This is a genomic window from Arthrobacter celericrescens, assembly GCF_003614925.1.
In the GTDB taxonomy this organism is placed as follows: domain Bacteria; phylum Actinomycetota; class Actinomycetes; order Actinomycetales; family Micrococcaceae; genus Arthrobacter; species Arthrobacter celericrescens.
In genome coordinates, this window is sequence record NZ_QYLP01000085.1 from 1 (window position 1) to 18,015 (window position 18,015).

18 protein-coding genes and 1 tRNA gene are annotated in these 18,015 nt (G+C 69.7%); 5 read left to right on the forward strand and 14 right to left on the reverse strand.

The annotated features are described in order from the left end of the window. Window positions 1-125: 125 nt before the first annotated feature. Genes D3654_RS14595 through D3654_RS14620 form a run of 6 tightly spaced genes read right to left on the reverse strand, consistent with a single transcriptional unit; the run spans window position 126 to window position 5,259 of the window. Window positions 126-854: a hypothetical protein gene (locus tag D3654_RS14595; RefSeq protein ID WP_120522212.1), complete on the reverse strand. Its 729-nt coding sequence runs from the start codon at window positions 852-854 to the stop codon at window positions 126-128. Then, window positions 851-1,864: a vWA domain-containing protein gene (locus D3654_RS14600; RefSeq protein ID WP_245413250.1), complete on the reverse strand. Its 1,014-nt coding sequence runs from the start codon at window positions 1,862-1,864 to the stop codon at window positions 851-853. Before D3654_RS14600 ends, D3654_RS14595 begins: the two co-directional genes overlap by 4 nt. Window positions 1,865-1,869: 5 nt before the next feature. Next, on the reverse strand, window positions 1,870-2,853 hold the full coding sequence (locus tag D3654_RS14605; protein WP_120522214.1) for a vWA domain-containing protein: 984 nt from the start codon (window positions 2,851-2,853) through the stop codon (window positions 1,870-1,872). Continuing rightward, window positions 2,844-3,305, reverse strand: a complete 462-nt coding sequence (locus D3654_RS14610; protein ID WP_120522215.1) for a hypothetical protein — start codon at window positions 3,303-3,305, stop codon at window positions 2,844-2,846. The genes D3654_RS14605 and D3654_RS14610 overlap by 10 nt, the downstream gene beginning before the upstream one ends. Continuing rightward, the gene (locus D3654_RS14615) at window positions 3,295-4,242 is read right to left on the reverse strand and encodes a DUF58 domain-containing protein (protein ID WP_120522216.1); all 948 of its coding nucleotides are present in this window, start codon (window positions 4,240-4,242) and stop codon (window positions 3,295-3,297) included. The genes D3654_RS14610 and D3654_RS14615 overlap by 11 nt, the downstream gene beginning before the upstream one ends. A 9-nt stretch (window positions 4,243-4,251) precedes the next feature. Beyond that, window positions 4,252-5,259, reverse strand: a complete 1,008-nt coding sequence (locus tag D3654_RS14620; protein WP_120522217.1) for an AAA family ATPase — start codon at window positions 5,257-5,259, stop codon at window positions 4,252-4,254. 164 nt (window positions 5,260-5,423) lie between these two features. Between D3654_RS14620 and D3654_RS14625 the strand changes: the two genes are divergently transcribed. Continuing rightward, window positions 5,424-5,627: a hypothetical protein gene (locus D3654_RS14625; RefSeq protein WP_245413251.1), complete on the forward strand. Its 204-nt coding sequence runs from the start codon at window positions 5,424-5,426 to the stop codon at window positions 5,625-5,627. Between the two features lie 82 nt (window positions 5,628-5,709). On the opposite strand, the gene D3654_RS14630 is transcribed toward D3654_RS14625, so the two are convergent. The 4 genes from D3654_RS14630 to D3654_RS14645 all read right to left on the reverse strand — a co-directional run bounded on the left by D3654_RS14630 (window position 5,710) and on the right by D3654_RS14645 (window position 10,303). Continuing rightward, window positions 5,710-6,534: a carbohydrate ABC transporter permease gene (locus D3654_RS14630; protein ID WP_120522218.1), complete on the reverse strand. Its 825-nt coding sequence runs from the start codon at window positions 6,532-6,534 to the stop codon at window positions 5,710-5,712. 59 nt (window positions 6,535-6,593) lie between these two features. Then, the gene (locus D3654_RS14635; protein WP_120522219.1) at window positions 6,594-7,508 is read right to left on the reverse strand and encodes a carbohydrate ABC transporter permease; all 915 of its coding nucleotides are present in this window, start codon (window positions 7,506-7,508) and stop codon (window positions 6,594-6,596) included. Between the two features lie 3 nt (window positions 7,509-7,511). Next, window positions 7,512-8,936 carry an extracellular solute-binding protein gene (locus D3654_RS14640; RefSeq protein WP_120522220.1) on the reverse strand — a complete coding sequence of 475 codons (1,425 nt, stop codon included), beginning with the start codon at window positions 8,934-8,936 and terminating at the stop codon, window positions 7,512-7,514. Between the two features lie 116 nt (window positions 8,937-9,052). Continuing rightward, window positions 9,053-10,303, reverse strand: coding sequence for an ROK family transcriptional regulator (locus D3654_RS14645; RefSeq protein ID WP_245413252.1), 1,251 nt, complete (start codon window positions 10,301-10,303; stop codon window positions 9,053-9,055). 123 nt (window positions 10,304-10,426) lie between these two features. On the opposite strand from D3654_RS14645, the gene D3654_RS14650 reads away from it, so the two are divergent. Next, window positions 10,427-11,329 (forward strand): aminoglycoside phosphotransferase family protein, encoded by a 903-nt coding sequence (locus D3654_RS14650; protein ID WP_120522222.1) that lies wholly within the window; start codon window positions 10,427-10,429, stop codon window positions 11,327-11,329. Here D3654_RS14650 and D3654_RS14655 read toward each other — a convergent pair. From D3654_RS14655 to D3654_RS14665, 3 genes are all read right to left on the reverse strand, one after another. Continuing rightward, on the reverse strand, window positions 11,319-12,464 hold the full coding sequence (locus D3654_RS14655) for a class I SAM-dependent methyltransferase (RefSeq protein ID WP_120522223.1): 1,146 nt from the start codon (window positions 12,462-12,464) through the stop codon (window positions 11,319-11,321). The genes D3654_RS14650 and D3654_RS14655 overlap by 11 nt on opposite strands. Before the next feature lie 70 nt (window positions 12,465-12,534). Then, window positions 12,535-12,607 (reverse strand) — tRNA-Ala (locus D3654_RS14660). A 283-nt stretch (window positions 12,608-12,890) separates the two neighbouring features. Continuing rightward, on the reverse strand, window positions 12,891-13,826 hold the full coding sequence (locus tag D3654_RS14665; protein WP_120522224.1) for an NAD-dependent epimerase/dehydratase family protein: 936 nt from the start codon (window positions 13,824-13,826) through the stop codon (window positions 12,891-12,893). Between the two features lie 80 nt (window positions 13,827-13,906). Here D3654_RS14665 and D3654_RS14670 point away from each other — a divergent pair, with 80 nt between their 5' ends. Then, window positions 13,907-14,518: a ScbR family autoregulator-binding transcription factor gene (locus D3654_RS14670; protein WP_120522225.1), complete on the forward strand. Its 612-nt coding sequence runs from the start codon at window positions 13,907-13,909 to the stop codon at window positions 14,516-14,518. Between the two features lie 75 nt (window positions 14,519-14,593). Here D3654_RS14670 and D3654_RS14675 read toward each other — a convergent pair whose 3' ends face one another. After that, window positions 14,594-15,457 carry a ScbA/BarX family gamma-butyrolactone biosynthesis protein gene (locus D3654_RS14675; RefSeq protein WP_162943749.1) on the reverse strand — a complete coding sequence of 288 codons (864 nt, stop codon included), beginning with the start codon at window positions 15,455-15,457 and terminating at the stop codon, window positions 14,594-14,596. A 255-nt stretch (window positions 15,458-15,712) separates the two neighbouring features. On the opposite strand from D3654_RS14675, the gene D3654_RS14680 reads away from it, so the two are divergent. Both D3654_RS14680 and D3654_RS14685 read left to right on the forward strand, forming a co-directional pair. Then, window positions 15,713-16,381, forward strand: a complete 669-nt coding sequence (locus D3654_RS14680) for a hypothetical protein (RefSeq protein WP_162943750.1) — start codon at window positions 15,713-15,715, stop codon at window positions 16,379-16,381. A gap of 3 nt (window positions 16,382-16,384) precedes the next feature. After that, window positions 16,385-17,974, forward strand: a complete 1,590-nt coding sequence (locus D3654_RS14685) for a DNA polymerase Y family protein (protein WP_120522228.1) — start codon at window positions 16,385-16,387, stop codon at window positions 17,972-17,974. Window positions 17,975-18,015 lie beyond the last annotated feature (41 nt).

The following is an 18,015-nucleotide window of genomic DNA, read 5'->3' on the forward strand; positions in this document are numbered from 1 at the left end:
CGCCCACCTTCCGGTGGGCGGCCGCGGCGTTGCTGCGGTGCTGTTGGCTACTTGGCGGCTCTCAGCAGCTCCGCGCGGACAGCCTTCGTGGAAGCCGACCGTGTGCAAATGTTCCATGCCCGCACTCACCAGGGCCGTTCGACGGGAATGCCGTCATCCGGGCTCCGCAGGTATTCGTCGCGCTGCTCGCTCTCCTGGCGGTCCTGCCGGGCCTGGCGTTCCGACTCTTCCAGTTGCTCGAGCTTCTGCTGCGCGGGTGGATTTTCCGCTTGGACTTTCCCGCCGTCCTTGCCCTGGTTGCCGGCCTGGCCGGCCTTCGTGCCGAGCCGCTCCCGGGCGTCGGACAGCCGGCCGCCCTCGCCCTGGGTGTTGCCTTCCCCGCCGGGTTCAAAACAACCCGGGGGCGCCTGATGGATGACGCCGAGCCCCTCCTGGTACAGGGTCCTTGCACCGGCGTCGTCCCCGGCATTGCCCCGGCCGTCGCCGAGCTTCTCGATACTGAGGACCAGGTTGACCCGGATCCTGCAGCCGTCGCGTTCCGGTGCGCCGCTGAGGGCAGTTACGAAGGAGGCCCTGGCCGCTGCGAAGTCACCGCGGAGCACGTGCGCGTCTCCCCTGGCGAAGTCCGCCTTGTATGGCTCGATGACGTTGACGGCGCCGAGCCACTCCGCGGCTGCGGCCAGCGCGGACCCGTCCTTACCGGTGAAGGCGCCTTCGGCAACCGCCCCGAGGGGTGCGAGGGAGAGCAGCTTGGCGGCCGCGGCAACCACGACGACGGCGGGCACCGCCGCGGTAAGCAGCCGGCGGCGCCGCCGCGCCCCGGGCCCTGTGCTGGCGTTGTCGACGGGGTTCACGGCGTGCCTCCCCCGCGGCCCGTCCGGGTAACCCCGGCGCTGAGGCGCCTCAGCTCGACGGCGTGCCGAGTGGGCCCCGGCAGCGCGGCTGCGAAGGCCAGGAGTGCGGGGATCCAGTACAGCTCGGTGCGGCCTTCGCCGTCTTCTTCGGCGGCGCTGAGGTTTCCGGGCCGGGCATCGTCCAGTGCGGCGCCGATGGCGTCGCCGGAGTCGCGGTGCACGTACGGTACGCCCAGGCCGTCCGCAATCCTGCGGAGCTGCCCCTCGTCGATGCGCGACAGCGCGTCCTGCCGGCCGCCGTCGACGTTCTCCTGCAGGTAGGCACCGTCTCCGGCAACCATCCGGCCGCCCTGGCCGCTGCCGTAACCAAGCACCGCTCCCCCGGACACGAGTCCGGGATCGATGCCCAGGTCCGCTGCCGCCTGCTTCATGCTGGTGTTCTCGCCGTCGCCGAGGTAGAACACGACGGCGGGCCGGCCGGGGTGCTGCTCCCTGGCCGCGGTGAGCCGCTCCTTGAGCACGGGCCCGGCGGCGGTGACGCTGCTGCCCCGGGCGTATACCGCCGCTTGCGGCTGCAGGATGTCCGTGGCGGCGGCCAGGGCGTCGGCATCCCGGGTGAGCGGCATGCGCACTCCGGCATCGCTGTCGAAGGTGATGAGGGCGAACTTCGCACCGGCGAGCTCACGTGCGATGGCCGCGATGTCGCTGCGGACCCCGTCCAGCCGGGGTGCGCCGGTGCCGTAGTCCTCCGCGGCCATGCTGGTGCTGCTGTCCACCACGAAGAAGACGTCGAGCCCGGCTGCGGCGGTGCGGGCATCCCCGCCGGACCAGCCGGGCCGGAGTGCGGCGGCCAGCAGGAGCAGCAGCGCAGCCGCGCGCAACAGAACCGGGCGATTCTTCCGGGACGGCCGCGTTCCGCGGGCCAGCAGGAGGGCGGTTGAGGCGACGACGGCGAGCGCCGAGGCGGCGATGACCCACCAGGGCAGCACGGGAGCGAAAGTGAGGGGCACGGGATTCACCGTTCCAGCCTCCATCCGGCAAACAGGAGCACGGCGCCGGAGAGCAGGGCCGCGAGGAGCGGCAGCTCCGGCCGGTCCGCGACAACGAGCTGCGGGGCGCCCTGGTGCTCTGTCGCTTCGCTTTCCCGGACCTTCTGCACGATGCCGGGAACGGCGTCCGGGTTGTCCGGCGCGAAGTAGCTGCCGCCGCTCGATTCGGCGACGGCCCTCAGCCGGGCGCCCGGCTGGTCTTTGTCGTCCCCGTAGTCGAGGTCTCCGGGGTTGAGGGCGTGGATCCGGATTCCCCGGGGCGTGGCGAGCTGCGCCGCCTGTTCCAGGGTGAAGACCGGGGTCCCGGAGACGTAGTTGTCCGTGGCCAGGATGACGCTGCGGGAACGGTGCGCGTCCTGGGCGTTGCCGTCGCCGGGGAAGCTGCGGAGGCAGCTGGCGAGTCCGTCGCCGACCAGGGAGGAGCCGTTGCCTCCCCAGGTGCCGCTGAAGAAAGCGTCCCCGCCGTCGTCGAAGGCTTTGCGTGCGGCGGCGAGTTCCCCGGCGATGTAGTCGTAGTCGTCGCTCAGGGGGAAGAGCTGCACGGCGCGGCTGTCGAACATGACCATGCCGATGCGTTCGCCGTCGAACTCCTTGGCGAGCTGTTCGAACACTCCAGTGATGGCGGCGTCGGTGCCGGCCATGGAGCCGGAGACGTCCAGGCACAGGATGATGTCGCGGTTCCGTAGTTCGGGCCGGGTGGTGCTCCGTTCGGCCGGGCGGGCTGCGGCGAGCGCCGTGGCCGCGAGCAGCAGGAAACCGGCGACGACGGCGGTTGCGAGCCAACGGCGGTGGCGGCGCAGGGCGCGCCGGTATTCGGGAAGCGCGGTGAGCCTCTCGCTGTGCGCAACGGGCCGCACGTCCCTGCCGCGGGCGCGGCGCGCGGCCCGGTTGACGGCGAGTGCCAGTGCGGCCGCTGCGAGGGGCAGGACCCACCAGAAGCTCAGCTCCATGTGCGCACCGCCCGGCGGGCAAGCTCGGCGGACTGTTCGACGTCGGCCGGGCGGGCGGGGGCGAACTCGGCCGGGTACATCCCGGCGACCCCTTCGGCGATTGCGCCGAGCCCGTAGGCGTGGAGTTCCTGCAAGGTCATGTGCGTGGCCCGGATTCCGCGTGCCTCCCCCGCGTAGCGCCGGAGCAGCAAGCTTAGCCGCTGGTGTGCCTCCCGTTGCGGGAGGCGGCCCGAGCCGGCGTCGGCGACGACGTCGTCGATGGCCGCCAGGTAGCGTGCCCGGAGGCTTGGCAGGTCCCGCGCCCGTGCGGTGGTCCGGGCCGTACCTGCCGTGCGTGCGGGACGGAAGAGCCAGGCAAGGCCTGAGGCGAGGAGCACGAGCAGCAGCAGGCCCAGCCACATCCAGTGCGTGCCGTACTGCAGGGGCGCGTAGAAGCCGATGTCATCCAGCATGCTGCGGCCCCTCGGAGAATGTGGGGCGTCCGGAGGATGCGGTGCGTCCGGTGCCGCGCGATGTGCGGGTCCTGTGGCGCTCCAGCAGGGCGAAGAGTTCCGGCAGGACGTCCGCGCTGCCGCCGGCCCCGCCTTCGGCGATCCCGAGCCGCCGGAAAACCTCCTGGCGGCGCTGTTCCCGCTCGATACCGGCCTGCAGGTAGGCGGCACGCACTGCGGGATCGGCGGCGATGGCAGCCGGGATGCCCGAGCCGTCCGCCACCTCGAAGGCATCGGAGTCCCCCGGGCCCGCCAGTTCGGCATCGCGGACGGTGAACCAGAGGACTTCGTGGCGGGCCTGGAGGCGGCGGAGCAGCATTTCCGTGGCGGCGTCGGGCAGGAGCCCGTCGGCGACCACCACCAGCAGCATCCGGCGCGAAAAGGTGCGCAGCACATGCCCGAGCTGGTGCGCGATGCCGCTGGGGCCGCCGTCGAGCACAGCGCTGCGGCGCACGTCCTGCAGGAGCCGTTCGAGGTGGTCTTCGCCGCTGCGCGGGGGAACCGTCCGGGAACCTTCGGCGTTGCCATGCACGAGGCCGACGACGTCGCCGTGCCGGTGCGCGAGGTAGCCCAGGACGCCGAGGGCCTGGACGGCGATGTCGCGCTTGCACTCCCCGGAGGCCGCGAGCGCGGCCATGTTCCGTCCTGTGTCGACCACGAGCAGCACTGTCTGCCGGCGCACGGCGACGTAGCGCTTCACGAGGGGCGAGCCGTGGCGGGCTGTGGCCTTCCAGTCGATGTCCCGCACTTCGTCCCCGGGCGTATAGGCACGCAGGTCATCGAAGTCCAGGCTCCGGCCCTTGAAGAGGGAACCGTATTCGCCATCGAGCAGGCCCAGGGCCCTGCGGTGCGCGAAGATGAACATCTTCGACTGCACCTGCTGGAGGAGGCGTGCCATCCGGCGCCCTCAGGGAGTCTGTACCGAGGCGAGCACGGCGTCGATGACGGTCTCCACCCGGACGTTTTCCACGACGGCGTCAAAACCCAGCACCACGCGGTGGCGCAGGATGCGGTGGGCCAGGTTCTTCACGTCCTCCGGGATCACATGGTCGCGCCCGTTGAGCAGTGCCAGGGCCCGGGCCGCCTGGCTGAAAGCGATGCTGGCGCGCGGGCTGGCGCCGAATTCCACGAGGGAGGCCAGGCGCGGGTCCAGGTACTGGGCGGCGTTCCGGGTCACGTAGGCGATCCCGACGATGTAGCGCACGATCGCGGGGTCGATGTAGATCCTGCGCACAAGCTCCTGTGCCTCGAGCACCGCGTCGAGGGAGACGGCGGCCGGCAGCTGCTGCGCCGGGCTGTAGACGCCGGCGTCGATCCTGCGGATGATTTCCGCTTCCTCGGCCGGGTCCGGGTAGTCGAGCACGTCCTTGAGCATGAAGCGGTCCATCTGGGCTTCGGGGAGGCGGTAGGTGCCTTCCTGCTCGATCGGGTTCTGGGTGGCCAGCACCAGGAACGGTGCCGGCAAGGGGTGGGTTTGCCCGCCGATGGAGGTCTGGCGTTCCTGCATGGCTTCGAGCATGGCGCTCTGGGTCTTGGCGCTGGAGCGGTTGATTTCGTCGAGGAGCACGACGTTGGCGTGGACCGGTCCGAGCTGGGTGATGAAGGTGCCTTTGGCGGCGTCGTAAATCTGGGTGCCGGCGATGTCGCTGGGGAGCAGGTCCGGGGTGCACTGGATGCGTCGGAAGTCGGCGCTCACGGATTCCGCGACGGCCTGGGCCGCGGTGGTCTTGGCAAGCCCGGGCACGCTTTCCAGGAGGACGTGTCCGCCGGTCAGCAGGGCGATCAGGAGGGTTTCGCGCAGCCTGGCCTGCCCCACCACCTTGGCCTCGAAACGCCGTGAAATGGCGGCAACCAACTGCCGAGCCCGGGCCATTTCGTTCGCCTCGATGCTGACTGTTGCGGTGTTCTGAAGCACCTGTGGTCCCCTCCGCTGGTTTGCCTCGTCCGGCTTGGCCTACTGCGTCCAGGACCTTCCGGCCCGGGCGGTCAGGAAACCGGCCTTAACAGCCAATCCCTTCGCGCCGGATGCGGCAATGGGGAGCCCTCCCCATGCGGGGGCCGCAGGGCTATCCTTTAGCCATGATTGAGCTCCCAGACAGTTACAAGACGTACCTCGAAGGCCAGAGCGAGCGGGTCGTCCAGACCATCCGTCCGGTCCTGATGCAATCGGCCGCGGACAAGCTCCACGGCGTCCGGATCTCCTACAACCCCGGACCGACAGGCCACCAAGCCCACCTCGACGAGAACCTCCCGTACGGGACCATCGTGGAGGACATCGACTGACTCCCGGCGGTCCCGCCGCCACACTCGCCTCGTGCGGTCTCACGCCACGGGGGTCCACCGCCCCGGACTCGTGATTGGGCCCTCAGCCCTTCATGCCGCCGGACATCGCGAACGCCTGGACCGAGCCGCGGGACACGATCATGTACAGCAGCAGGACGGGCAGCGAATACAGGATCGAGAACGCGGCCAGCTCACCGTAGGCGATGGCGCCGTGCTGGCCGAAGAAGCTGAAGATGGACACGGCCGCCGGCTGCTTGGACGGGGACAGCAGCAGGATGAACGGGACGAAGAAGTTCCCCCAGGCCTGGATGAACACGAAGATGAACACCACCCCCAGGCCTTGGCGCATCAGCGGAAGCACCACGGTGCGCAGCGCCACCAGGCCGGAGGCACCGTCCACCCAGGCCGCCTCCTCCACCTCAATAGGCACGGAGTCCATGAAGTTCTTCGTCATCCAGATCGCCATGGGCAGCGTGGTAGTGGCCATGAAGAAGATGGTGGCCGGAACTGAATCCAGGAAATTCAGCTGCACGAACAGCCCGTACACCGGAACCATGATGGCGGTGACCGGCAGCGAGGTGCCGAACAGCACCGAGTACATGAACGGCTTGGTGAAGCGCGAGGGGTGCCGGGACAGGGGGTACGCCGCGAGCACGGCCGCCAACAGGTTCACGACGGCGGTGCCCGCTGCGAGCAGGACGCTGTTGGCCAGCGGCACGAAAAGCAGGTCCGGAGTCAGGACCGCCGCGAAGTTCGCCAGCGACAGCTGCCGGGGAATCCGGGTGGCGTGCCCCGCCTCGGCGTCGAGGGACGCGAAGACCAGCCACAGCAGCGGCAGCACGAAAGCCGCCCCCACCACGCCGAGCGCGGCGTTGGCGGTCCAGCGGATCCGGCGCCGTCCCCGCAATGCGGAGGCCGCCGTCGTCGTTCCCGACCATACGGGCCTTCCGGCACGCAGCGGCGCGCTCACTGTTTCGCTTCCCGGAGCAGGCGGACATAGACGACGCCGAAGACCATGCCGACCACGATCAGCACCGACGCGACGGCGGTGCCGTAGCCGATGTCGCCGAACTTGAACGCCTCCTGGTAGGCGAGCACCGGCAAGGTGGTGCTCGCCCCGGCCGGTCCGCCGGTGGTCATGACCCAGATGAGGGTGAACACCGCCAACGTCTGGAGGGTGATGAGCATGAGGTTGCCGGCGATGCTGTTGCGGATCATCGGCAGTGTGATGAAGAACAGCCGCTGCCGCCCGCCGGCGCCATCCATGAGGGCCGCCTCCATGATGTCCGCGGGCACGTCGGCGAGCGCGGCGCGGTAGACGAGCATCGAGAACGCGGTCCCGCGCCAGATGTTCGCCAGCACGACGGCGGCCATGGGGAAGGCGTACAGCCAGTCGGCCCCGTGCGCGCCGGCCAGGCCGAGCAGCTGGTTGAGCGTGCCGTCCCGGCTGAAGTAGGCGTAAGCGGCGAAGGCAGCGACGATCTCCGGCAGCACCCAGGCCGCGACGACGGCGACCCCCACCGCCCGGGACAGGACCCGGTTCCCGCGGGCCATCAGCAGGGCCAGTACCAGGCCGAGGATGTTCTGTCCCGCGATGGCGGAAGCTCCCACGAATACAACGGTCAGCCAAAGTGCGAGCGGGAACCCGGGTTCGCTGAACATGCGGGCGTAGTTGTCCAGTCCGAGCCAGGAGGGGTCGCGTGCCGCCTTGCCGCTCAGGGCGACGTCGGTGAAGGAAGCGTAGAACGACCACGCCACCGGTGCCAGCAGGAACAGGGCGAGCAGCAGCACCGAGGGAAGGACCGGCAGCAGCCGCAGCCGGCGCCGGATCACGCCCGGGCGCCGGCTTCCAAGGGACACCCGGCGCTCAGGGGAAAGCATGGATCACTTCTCGATGACCTTGTCCCCGCCGACGATCTTCCTCACGGCGGCGTCATAGGCTGCCGCAGCCTCGGCCGGGGTCTGCGTACCGGTGATCACCGCTTCGGTGGCTTCCTGCACCGCGCTCGAAATGCGCGGGTAGTCCGCCGTTGCCGGGCGGAAGTGCGTGACGCCGACCAGCGAGGAGACGTCCTTCACGAAGGGGTTTGCGGCCTGGTAGCCCGGGTCCGCGGCGACGTCGCTGCGGACGGCGATCTGCGAGTTGGCGACGTCGAAGGACAGGGCGTTCTTGCGGTTCAGGGCGGTGGAGAGGAATTTGAAGGCGAGGTCCGGGTTCTTCGACTTCGCACCGACGGCCAGGGTCCAGCCGCCGGACATGCTCACCCCGCCGGGCGCCTGGCCATGCTGGGTGGGGAACATCGCCACGCCCATGTCCTTCGTGTAGCCGGGCCATTCGTAGGCGCCGCCCTTCTGCCAGAACGACGGCGTGTAGGAGCCTTCCACGGTGGCGCCCATCCGGCCCTTGGGGAGCCATTCGCCGAATACCCGCTTCCAGACGTTCGCGTCCAGTGCCTCGGCCGGGGTGACGGCGAGCTTCTCGTCGTAGAGGGTCTTCAGGAACTGCAGGGAATCGGTGAAGCCCCGGGAGCCGACCACCCACTTCTTTTCCTGCTCGTCGTAGAGCGTGCTGCCCGTGCCGTACAGGAGCTGGTAGAAGCCCTGCATCACGGTGCCCTCGCCGGTGGCCTTGCCCGCGTACATGTTGAACGGCACCAGCGTGGGGTCGGCGGCCTTCATCCTGCGCGCCGCCGCGAGGATGTCGTCCCAGGTCTTCGGCTGCCAGGGCACGGCGATGCCGGCCTTCTGCAGGACGGTCTTGTTGTACCAGATGGCCCGGGTGTCGGTGCCGAGCGGAACGGCGTAGATGCCGCCGTCGTCCGCCCGCCCTGCCGCCTTGGCAGCGTCGGTGAAGCTGGCCCACTCATCCCACTGCGCGAGGTAGCCGTCCAGTTTCAGCAGGTAGCCGGCGTCGACGTCGGAGCGGACCTTGAAGGTGTCCTCGTAGAACACGTCGGGCGCGGTTTCGGCCGAGCGCTGGGAGAGGGCGAGCTTGGTCCCATAGTCGTCGTCGTTGGCCTGGATGGGTTCCAGCTTCACGGTGACGCCTTGGTTGGCGGCCTCGAACTCCGCTTTGGCCGCCTTGAGGACATCGTCCAGGGCGGTGTAGGAGTCGGTCTTCTGGTAGACCACTTTCAGGGTCTTCGCTTCCGTGCCCTGAGGTGCAGCCGGGGAACAGGCGGACAGGCCCAGCAGGGCGATGGCCGCCAGCAGCGCCGAGCCCGCACGGAGCCCGGCACGGCGGGCAGGGGTTCGGCGGGCCTCGGTTCGGTGAGGCAGGGTCTTGCGAGGCAGGGATGGGGTGGTCATGGCGCTCCGATCGTCACGCGGCTGCAGCCCCACACTCCAGTCGGCCCAGCCATGTCCGGTATTCACGTTTGGTTCAGGATCCTGTGGCCCAAGAGCCGTCCGGCGGGTGCCGGCTTTCAGCCCTCCAGCAGCAGGCGCTGCGCGCGGGGAGCCAGGGTGTGTTCGAGCACGAGGCACGCGGCCCCGATGGCGCCGACGTCCTCGCCCACGCCCGTTCCCACGACCTCGATCCCGTGGATGCTGTTGGCAGCGCTGTTCGCCGCGAGCAGCGGCGGCACCAGGTCGAGGTAGCGGGACGCCAGGCGGCCCCAGAACGGTCCGCCGAACACCACCCGCTCCACGTCCAGCGTGTTCGTCACGACGGCGACCGCCCGGGACACCAGCACCGCGGACCTGTCGATGATCGCCAGCGCGCGCTCGTCCCCGGCGTCGGCGGCGTCGCACAGGCGGGCGAAGCTCTCCTGGACTTCCGGCCCGTCGCTGCCCTGCCGGCCGGCGTCGATCACTCCCTGTTCCTCGGCCGCGGTCACCAGGACCTGCGGGATGGCGGAGGACTTGACGCAGCCGTTGAGACCGCAGTCGCAGGCGGGTCCGCCCGGGTCCACGATGATGTGGCCGATTTCGCCGGCGTTGCCCGAGGTTCCCCGGACCACCTCGTCGTTCATCACGATCCCGCAGCCGATGCCGGTGCCCATGTACATGAACACGAAGCTGCCGGTTCCGCTGGCGCCGCCGGCCCAGGTCTCGGCGACGGCGGCGCTGGTGACGTCCTTGTCCACCAGGGTCTCCAGGCCGGTGGCTTCGGCGAGCGCGTCGCGCAGGTGCACCCGATGCCAGCCGTTGAGCAACGGCGGGTCGACGACGGCCCCTTCGTCGAGGTCGATCGGGCCGGGAGCCGCGACACCAAGCCCGGCGATCTTGCCCGGGTCCACGGCGGATTCCCTGATGAGGGATTGGATTTCGTCGGCGATGGCTGCGATGACCACGGGCGGTGCACCGGCGGGGGTGGCGATCCGTGAATGCTTGACGACGTCGCCCACCAGGTCGAGCACTACGAAGGTGATGACGGCGGGGTCCAGGTGCACTCCGACCGCGTACATGCCCTTGGGGTTCAGCCGCAGGATGGTCCGCGGCTTACCCGGTCCGCTGCCTTCCTTCCCGGCTTCGACAATAAGGTTCTGGTCCAGCAGGCGGCGGGAGATGTTCGAGATGGTCTGCGGTGACAGGCCGACGATCTGCGCAAGTTCCACCCGGCTCAGGCCGCCAGTGGAACGCCTGATCGCATCCAGAATGACGGTGAGGTTGAAGTCACCCATGCGTGGCAGGTTCGTTCCGCGCCTCGGGGTGGGCTGGCGGATCTCAGTCAAGGATTCCCCTAAAATCATTCGGATGCGGTACTTGCATCTGCATCGTACGTCACCCGCGCTCCCGCCGGTATGCTCACACGCGGGTCCCCGCGAAGCCGTCCGAAGCGAAGCGGAACGGGCTCCATGGCGCTGATGCCGGGGGCCGACGTCGAAATCACCGCCGGCCTTGTCCGCCGCCTCCTCGGCGCCCAGCTCCCCGACCTCGCCGGGGAATCCCTGGAGCTTGTAGCCAACGGCTGGGACAACGCCGTCTACCGCCTGGGCGGAACCAAGGCGGTGCGGTTGCCCCGCCGGGAGGCCGCGGCGCACCTGGCGGTCCATGAGCAGCGCTGGCTTCCCGGCTATGCCCGCCGTTCCCCCGTGCCCGTACCCGCTCCGTTGTTTGCGGGGCGGCCTGCCGCCGGATACCCCTGGCACTGGAGCGTCGTTCCTTGGTTCGACGGCGTCCCGGCCACCCGCCTGTCTCCGGCGGAACGGGGCCGGGCCGCGGAGGAGCTGGCGGCGTTCCTTACGGCCATCCACGTGCCGGCCCCCGCCGACGCACCGGTCAATCCCGTGCGCGGGGTCCCCCTGGCGGCACGCTCGGCGGCGGTGCTGGACCGGCTGGCGGACACCGCCCGGTACCCGGAGGCCGGGCGGCTCCGGACACTGTGGGCGCAGGCCCTGACCGCGCCGCCGCATGCCGGACCCCCGCTGTGGTTCCACGGCGACCTGCACCCGGCCAACGTCCCGTTCCGGAAACCCGGGGACGGGGCCGCGGGCCTGGCCGCCGTGATCGACTTCGGCGACCTCGGCGCCGGGGACCCCGCCGTCGACTTTGCGGTCGCCTGGCTGATGTTCGACGACGCCGGCCGGCAGCGCTTCATGGCGGCCTGCGGTGCCGCCGGGGCTGAGTGGGAGCGGGCCAAGGGCTGGGCCCTGGTCCTGGGGACGGCGATGCTCAGCAACTCCGATGACAACCCCGACATGCTTGAGACCGGGCGCTTCGCGCTGCGGCAGCTGCTTGGCGGTTCCCTCAGGCCCTGACGCTGCGGGTGACGGTGAACTTCGGGTTCCGGCCGACTTCCCCGGTGGACCCGATCAGCCGTTCGAGGGCAGGGCGGTACTGGAGATGGCTGTTGTAGACGGTCCATAGCTCGCCGCCGGGTGCCAGGACCCGTGCCGCGGCCTCGAACATCTTCAGTGCCGCTCCGGCGTGGACGCTCGCTCCGAGGTGGAAGGGCGGGTTGAGCAGGATGAGGTCCGCGCTGCCTGCGTCGAAGCCGGACATGGCGTCGTCGTGGACGACGGCGATGCGGTCACCGAGGCCGTTGGCCGCGGCCGTGGCTGCAGCGGAGGCGACGGCGGCCGCCGACTGGTCGGTGGCGGTGACCCGCGTGTCGGGGCGGCTGCGCGCGTACATGGTGGCGAGGATGCCGGTGCCGCAGCCGAGATCGACGGCGTGGTCGGCGTCCGGCATGCGGTCCAGGAAGGTCAGGAGGAAGCGGGTGCCGATGTCCAGCTTCCCGCCGGAAAAGGCGGCGCCGTGGGAGGCCACGGTGATGCCGAGTTCCGCCACCTGCTCCAGGACGGGAAAGCGGGGCGTCCCGGCCGGCCGCTTGGGGCCGCGTGCCACAAGGACGCGGGACTTCCGCCGGGCAAGCTGGGGCTGGACGCTGTGGAAGTAACGTTCCAGGACGCTGTTCATCCCCAGGGACATGTGCTTGACCCGGCCGCCGGCCAGCAGGACCGCATCGTCGGGCGCATGCCGTGCAACGGCGTCGGCGATCTCTTCCAGTTCCGCCAGCGAGCGCGGCAGCTGGAGCAGCACCAGGCCCGCGCCGTCGAACAGTTCCGGGGCGAACAGCCCGGGTCCCGGCGGGCAGGGCTCGAAGCGCCCCTCGTAGCCGGCCGCGGCGGCGTTGCGCTGCAGGGCGCTGCGCCCGGAATGGAGGTCCTGTGCCACGCGGATCCCGCCGGTATCGAGGGCGGCCAAGGCGCCCAGTGTCAGGGCACCGTAACGGTCCCCGACGACGGCGATCCGCGCTCCCGGGCGCAGGTGTTCCTCCGCGGTTTCCAGGAGCAGCCTGTCGCTCGCGTCATGGGCGAAGAGGTTCGGGGCTTCGACATCGGGGAACCGCCTGAGCCCGGCGAGAACCCTGTCCAGTTCCACGTCCTGCATCGGCCCGAACCGCCTTCCTTCGGAAACAGAAAAACACCCCGCCCAACCGGGCGGGGTGTTTTTTCTTCGGTGGAGCTGAGGGGACTCGAACCCCTGACCCCCTGCATGCCATGCAGGTGCGCTACCAGCTGCGCCACAGCCCCGGACATCACCCGACAGGAACTTTTCCGTTCCCGCCGAAGCAACTCGTCAATACTAAACCACATCGGTGTGAGATGGAAATCGGCACCCGGAAGAGCCTCGCGGCGGCGTTTCGAGTGACTTAAGCAGATAAGGTGCGGTCGACGAATCGGCCGCACCTCCCCCCATTTCTGCTTTCAGGCCCGGTTCGCAAAACGAGACTGGCCTGCCTTCCAGTGTAGGTTCATAATCAGTGTTAAACAAACCATTCATCCGGTTTCAGCGCAGGCCGCTCCTCCGACCGGATCATGACCCGAACATCCCGGCAAGGGCGGGCTCTGCGCCGGGGACCACACCGCCTATCCGCCACAGCTGTTCGGAGGGGTAGAAATGATCCACCGTGACAAGGTCGATCTGATGCCTGCTGAACCCCGCATCCAGCAAGGGCTGCCACACCTCCGGAGCGTCGCCCAGAAGGCGCGGCATCGGACGTCCGGACGCCAGGCACAACTCCTCCACCAGGACCGAAACCGGAACCGGCTCCGGGTGGGCGGCATGGAAAGCCTGTCCGGGCTGCGGTTCGGCGAGCGCCAGGCCGGCCACCAAATCCCCCAGGCTACCGGCGTCGATCACCGACAAACGGGCGGCACCATCCCCCGGCCACCCGCGGGCCACGTCGATGATGCGCAGCAGGCCCGGCGCCAGCCAGCGGTCGCCCTCGCCGAACACGAGGTTGGGACGCACGACTTCGCCGCCGTAGTCCAGGACCAACCGCTCGGCCGCCGCACGGGCAGCGCTGGCGGCCGAGGCCGGCGCGTAAGGATACGGTCCGCCGCCCCGGTGCGGGCCCATCCCATGGACACTGGCTGTGCTGAGGTAGATAAGGCGTGGGTTGCCGGACTGCCGGCATTGTTCGATGACGTTCCGGGTTCCGACCTCGTTGACCTCGCGGGCCAGGGCCGGGTCGGAGCCGACGTACGAGACGGCGTGGACCACGGCGCCCGGATGCTCCAGGCCCCGCAGGACAGGCAGCAGGCTTCCCGGCACGGTGACGTCCGCCACCGTGCTGGTAGCGTGGTGTTCCTGCGGCCCGGCGGGGCCATCGGGATTCCGCTTGCCGGGGTTCCGGGAGGGCGCGGTCACCCGGGCTTTCCCGGCCAACGACGCGGCGATGCGGCGGCCGATGAAACCCGACGAGCCCAGCACCACCACCCCGGGGAGTGCGCCGGCGCCGGCTGTCATGCTCCCCGGACCCCGGCTATCGATGGAATCATGAACCCAAGTATCCCGGATGGGGAACCGGAGAGGTCCTGACGCTGACTATGCAACAACGAGCCAAAGCCACCCGAACGGCCGTGATCGAGGGAGCCGCTTCCATCTTCGAGGAAGTCGGCTACGGAAATGCGAGCCTGAGCGACGTCACCAAGCGCGCCAACGTCACCAAGGGCGCGCTCTACTTCCATTTCAAGTCCAAGGAAGACCTCGCCCTGGCGGTCATCGCCGAGCAGCACAACATCGTGCGGGTCGCCGGGGAAAAGATCGCATCCGCCGGGCTCCCCGCCCTGGAAACCATGATCACCATGTGCAAGACCTTCGGCCAGCAGCTGCTCGACGAACCCGTGGTACGCGCCGGCATCCGCCTGACCTTCGAGGCCTCGGCATTCAACGGGGACGTCAAGGGCCCCTACCAGGACTGGATGGCCACCATGGAGTTCCTGACCCAGCAGGCCCAGCGGGAAGGGGACATCCGGGAAGACCTGAACGCCAGCGACTTCGCACACTACTTGGTGGCCTCCTTCACCGGAAGCCAGATGGTCTCCAACGTGATGACGGGCCGGCAGGATGTCCTGAAGCGGATCGATGACATGTGGGACTTCATGATGCCCGCGATCATCCCCCGGCACGCTTCCGGGCACGGCGACCAGCAGCACTGAACCGGGGGCCTGAACCGGCGCTGAATCCGAGGCCCGGCCCCGCCCTGGACCTCCCTGGACCCCTTACGGCCCGGCTCAGTTCCAGACGGCCGCCTGCAGGATCATCAGGACCTCGTCGCCATTGAGCACCCGGACCTGCAGCGGATCCCGCCGCCCGGGCTCCGCCGTTGCCTCCCGTTCCCCGGCGTCCGGCAGGGTCACGGCAAGCTCCACCGGGTCGGCGAGTTCGGCGATCTTCACGAACTCCGCTTCGAAACGGGAAAAGTCGGCGTCCGGACGGCCGATGGCGGCACGCACGGCCTGCCTGGCCGCCTCGATCAGGAGCATCCCCGGAACGTGGTCAAGGGGGTGGTCGAAGAAGATCGGGTGGCTCGTGTCCACCCGCAGCGGCCAGACGGAAGGCCGGACTTCCTCCCCCAGCATCACGTTCCGGGCAGTGGAATGGCCCACCACCGAGGCCTCAAGCAAGGCACCCCCGGACTGCGGCTGTTCGACCACGGCGGAACGGCGGAAACGCTCGTAGCCGGCAGGGGTCACGATCCGGGCCCCGGCACTGCCCCTGCCGATGGTTTCGCCGCCCACCATGAACGTCGCATCCACCGTAAGCGCCGCGGGGGTTCCGGCGCTCAGCTTCACATCCCTGAGTTCGAGTTCCAGCGAGAGTTGCGTCGGAATCGAGGGATCCAGCTTCACCTCTTCCATGGACACGCCAATCCTGGGCATCAGGAACTTGTAGTCCAGGGGAACACCGCTGCGGTGGGCCAGCAGGATCACCGATTGCCGCAGTGTCTCGGCCATCAGCGCCGAGTCGGGCAGGCCGTCGCTGGATCCGTAGAAGACGTGCCAACGCGGCCATTGGGCACCTGCCGCGAAACGCTGCGGCCCCGTCTGGACAAAGTCCGTGAGGAAGACTTCCGACAGGGAAAGCTTATGGACCAATCCACGCCCTACGGAGGATTCGAACAGCGCTTCAGCATGCCCCGGGCCGCTGCCCGCTTTCCGCTCATCCAACTCGGTGTGCCCCAATGCCCCTCGACCGTAAATGCCCAATTTTATCGGTTCACCCGCTTTTTCAAACACGCGAACAACCCCCGCGTCACCACCATGCCAAGGCTCCGACCGGAACGGAACCCCCACCCTCCCGGCAGCCCTGCGGCAATTGACGTATTCGAACATATATTCGAATATTGGAGTATGCCAGAAGCACTACCCGACATCCCTCCCGGCCCCTTGCGCTCCTCGCCGGGCGAGGACCTGCAGGCCAGGATCCACCTGCTGCAGGGCAGGCGTGCACGGGAACATTCCCTGCCCGTGCTTCCGGCGCTCAAGGCAGTCCTGCCGGGCGGCCTCCGGCCCGGAGCCGTGTACTCCCTGCAGGGTTCCATGTCCCTGGCCATGGCCCTGCTGGCCGGCCCGTCGCTGCAAGGCGCATGGTGCGGAGTCATGGGACTTCCCGACTTCGGGATCGAAGCGGCGGCGGGGTTCGGCGTCGCACTGGAACGGCTGGTCCTTGTCCCCGACCCCGGCGAGCGCTGGATGCAGGTGCTCGCCGCCATGGCCGATGTCCTCCCCGTGGTCCTTGCCTGCGCCCCGGCCCGGGCGGCCCCGGCAGAGGCCGCCCGCCTGGGGGCCAGGCTCCGCGAGCGCGGTTCCGTCCTCCTCGTGGCAGGGCACTGGCCGCAAAGCGAGGCGGTCCTGCGGGTCAGCGGCCACGAATGGGAAGGCCTTGGCCAGGGGCACGGGCACCTTGCCCGCCAGGAGCTCCGGCTCGAAGTGGCCCTGCGGGGCGCCTCCCGGAGCGCCGTCGTGGACCTTGCCGGCAGGGTCCCGGAAGACGCCTCGGCGTACCGGATCGGGGCCTGAATCATGCCTGGCGGAACGGTTTCCAGGGTGATGGTGGCCTGGTTCCCGGACTGGCCGCTGGTGGCAGCCCGGCTGGCGGATGAACTGCCGGCCGACGTTCCCGCCGCAGTCATCTCCCAGGGCAGGGTGGCGGCCTGTTCGGCGGAGGCCCGGGCGGAAGGCGTGGTCCGCGGCCTGCGGCTCCGCGAAGCCCAGACCCGGTGCACTTCGCTGGCGGTGTGCCCGGCGGACCCGCTGCGGGATGCCCGGGAATTCGAGCCCGTCCTCGCCGCCCTCGAAGAGCGGAGCCCGGGGGTGGACGTGCTGCGTCCGGGGTTGTGCGCCGTCCGGGCCCGGGGTGCTGCCCGGTATTACGGCAGCGAGGAGTCGGCGGGCGGGGCCGTGCTCGACGCCGCCGATTCCCTGGGCGTCGAGGCCCGGGTGGGGGTTGCCGATTCCGTCTTTGCCGCCGTGCAGGCCGCCCGGAGCACCACCGAAAGCGTCGCGCTCCTGGTGCTGCCGCCGCACACGTCACGGGATTTCCTGGCCCCGTTCCCCGTGGAAGCCCTGGACCAGCCGAAGCTGGCCTCCTTGTTGAAGCGGCTCGGCATCCATACCCTCGGGGATTTCACCAGGCTCCCCCTGTCCGATGTCCGGGGCCGTTTCGGCGCGGCCGGCGTCCTGGCCCACGCCATGGCCGGGGGCGAAGATCCCAAGGCGGTGGTTCCCCGGGTGCCGCCGCGGAAGCTGGACCGGCAGGTGGATTTCGAACCCGGCCTGGACCGCATCGACCAGATCGCCTTCCAGTTGCGGGCACCCGCCGGAGAGTTCGTTGCGGCGCTGCAGGAAGCGGGCCTGGTGTGCACGGAACTCAAGGTCACCCTCCTGGACGACTCCGGCATCCGCTCGGAGCGCCTGTGGGGACATCCCCGCCATTTCACGGCGAACGACGTCGTCGACCGGGTGCGCTGGCAACTCCAGCCCCGTTCGGCGGACCCCGCCGGTGGCAGCAGCGCTGGCGGCATCACCTCGGCGATCGTCCGGGTGGAGCTGATTCCCGGGCGGGTGGACTCCATTACCGGCCACGGGCAGGCCCTGTTCGGCGAAGGTGCCGAGGAGAAGATCCATCACGGACTGAGCCGGCTCCAGAGCATGCTGGGGCAGGAAGCCGTGCTGGTTCCCGCCGTCTCCGGCGGCCGAGTCCTCAGCGAACGGCGGCTGCTCACGCCGTGGGGCGACCCCATTCCGCGGGAGGCTGCCGTCCAGGCGGCCCGGCCCTGGCCCGGAAGCATTCCGGATCCGCAGCCGGCCACGGTCTTCGCCTCCCCCGTTCCGGTCCAGCTGCTGGATGCGGCCGGGGAGGCAGTCCGCATCGACGAGCGCGGCACCCTGCTTTCCCCGCCGCGCTGGTTCTGCCCGGACGCCGCCGGGGGAAGCGCCGCGCCGCGCCGGGCGGTGGCCGAATGGACCGGCCCCTGGCCGCTGCGGCAGCGCTGGTGGGACGAGGGCCGCCGTCGACAGGCCGAACGCTTCCAGATCGTCGACGGCGACGGCGACGCCTGGCTCCTGCTCCTGACCGGGGACCGCTGGTGGGCCGAAGCCCGCTACGACTAGGCGGCTTCACCCACCTGGCCCCAGCAACACCAAGCAAGAAA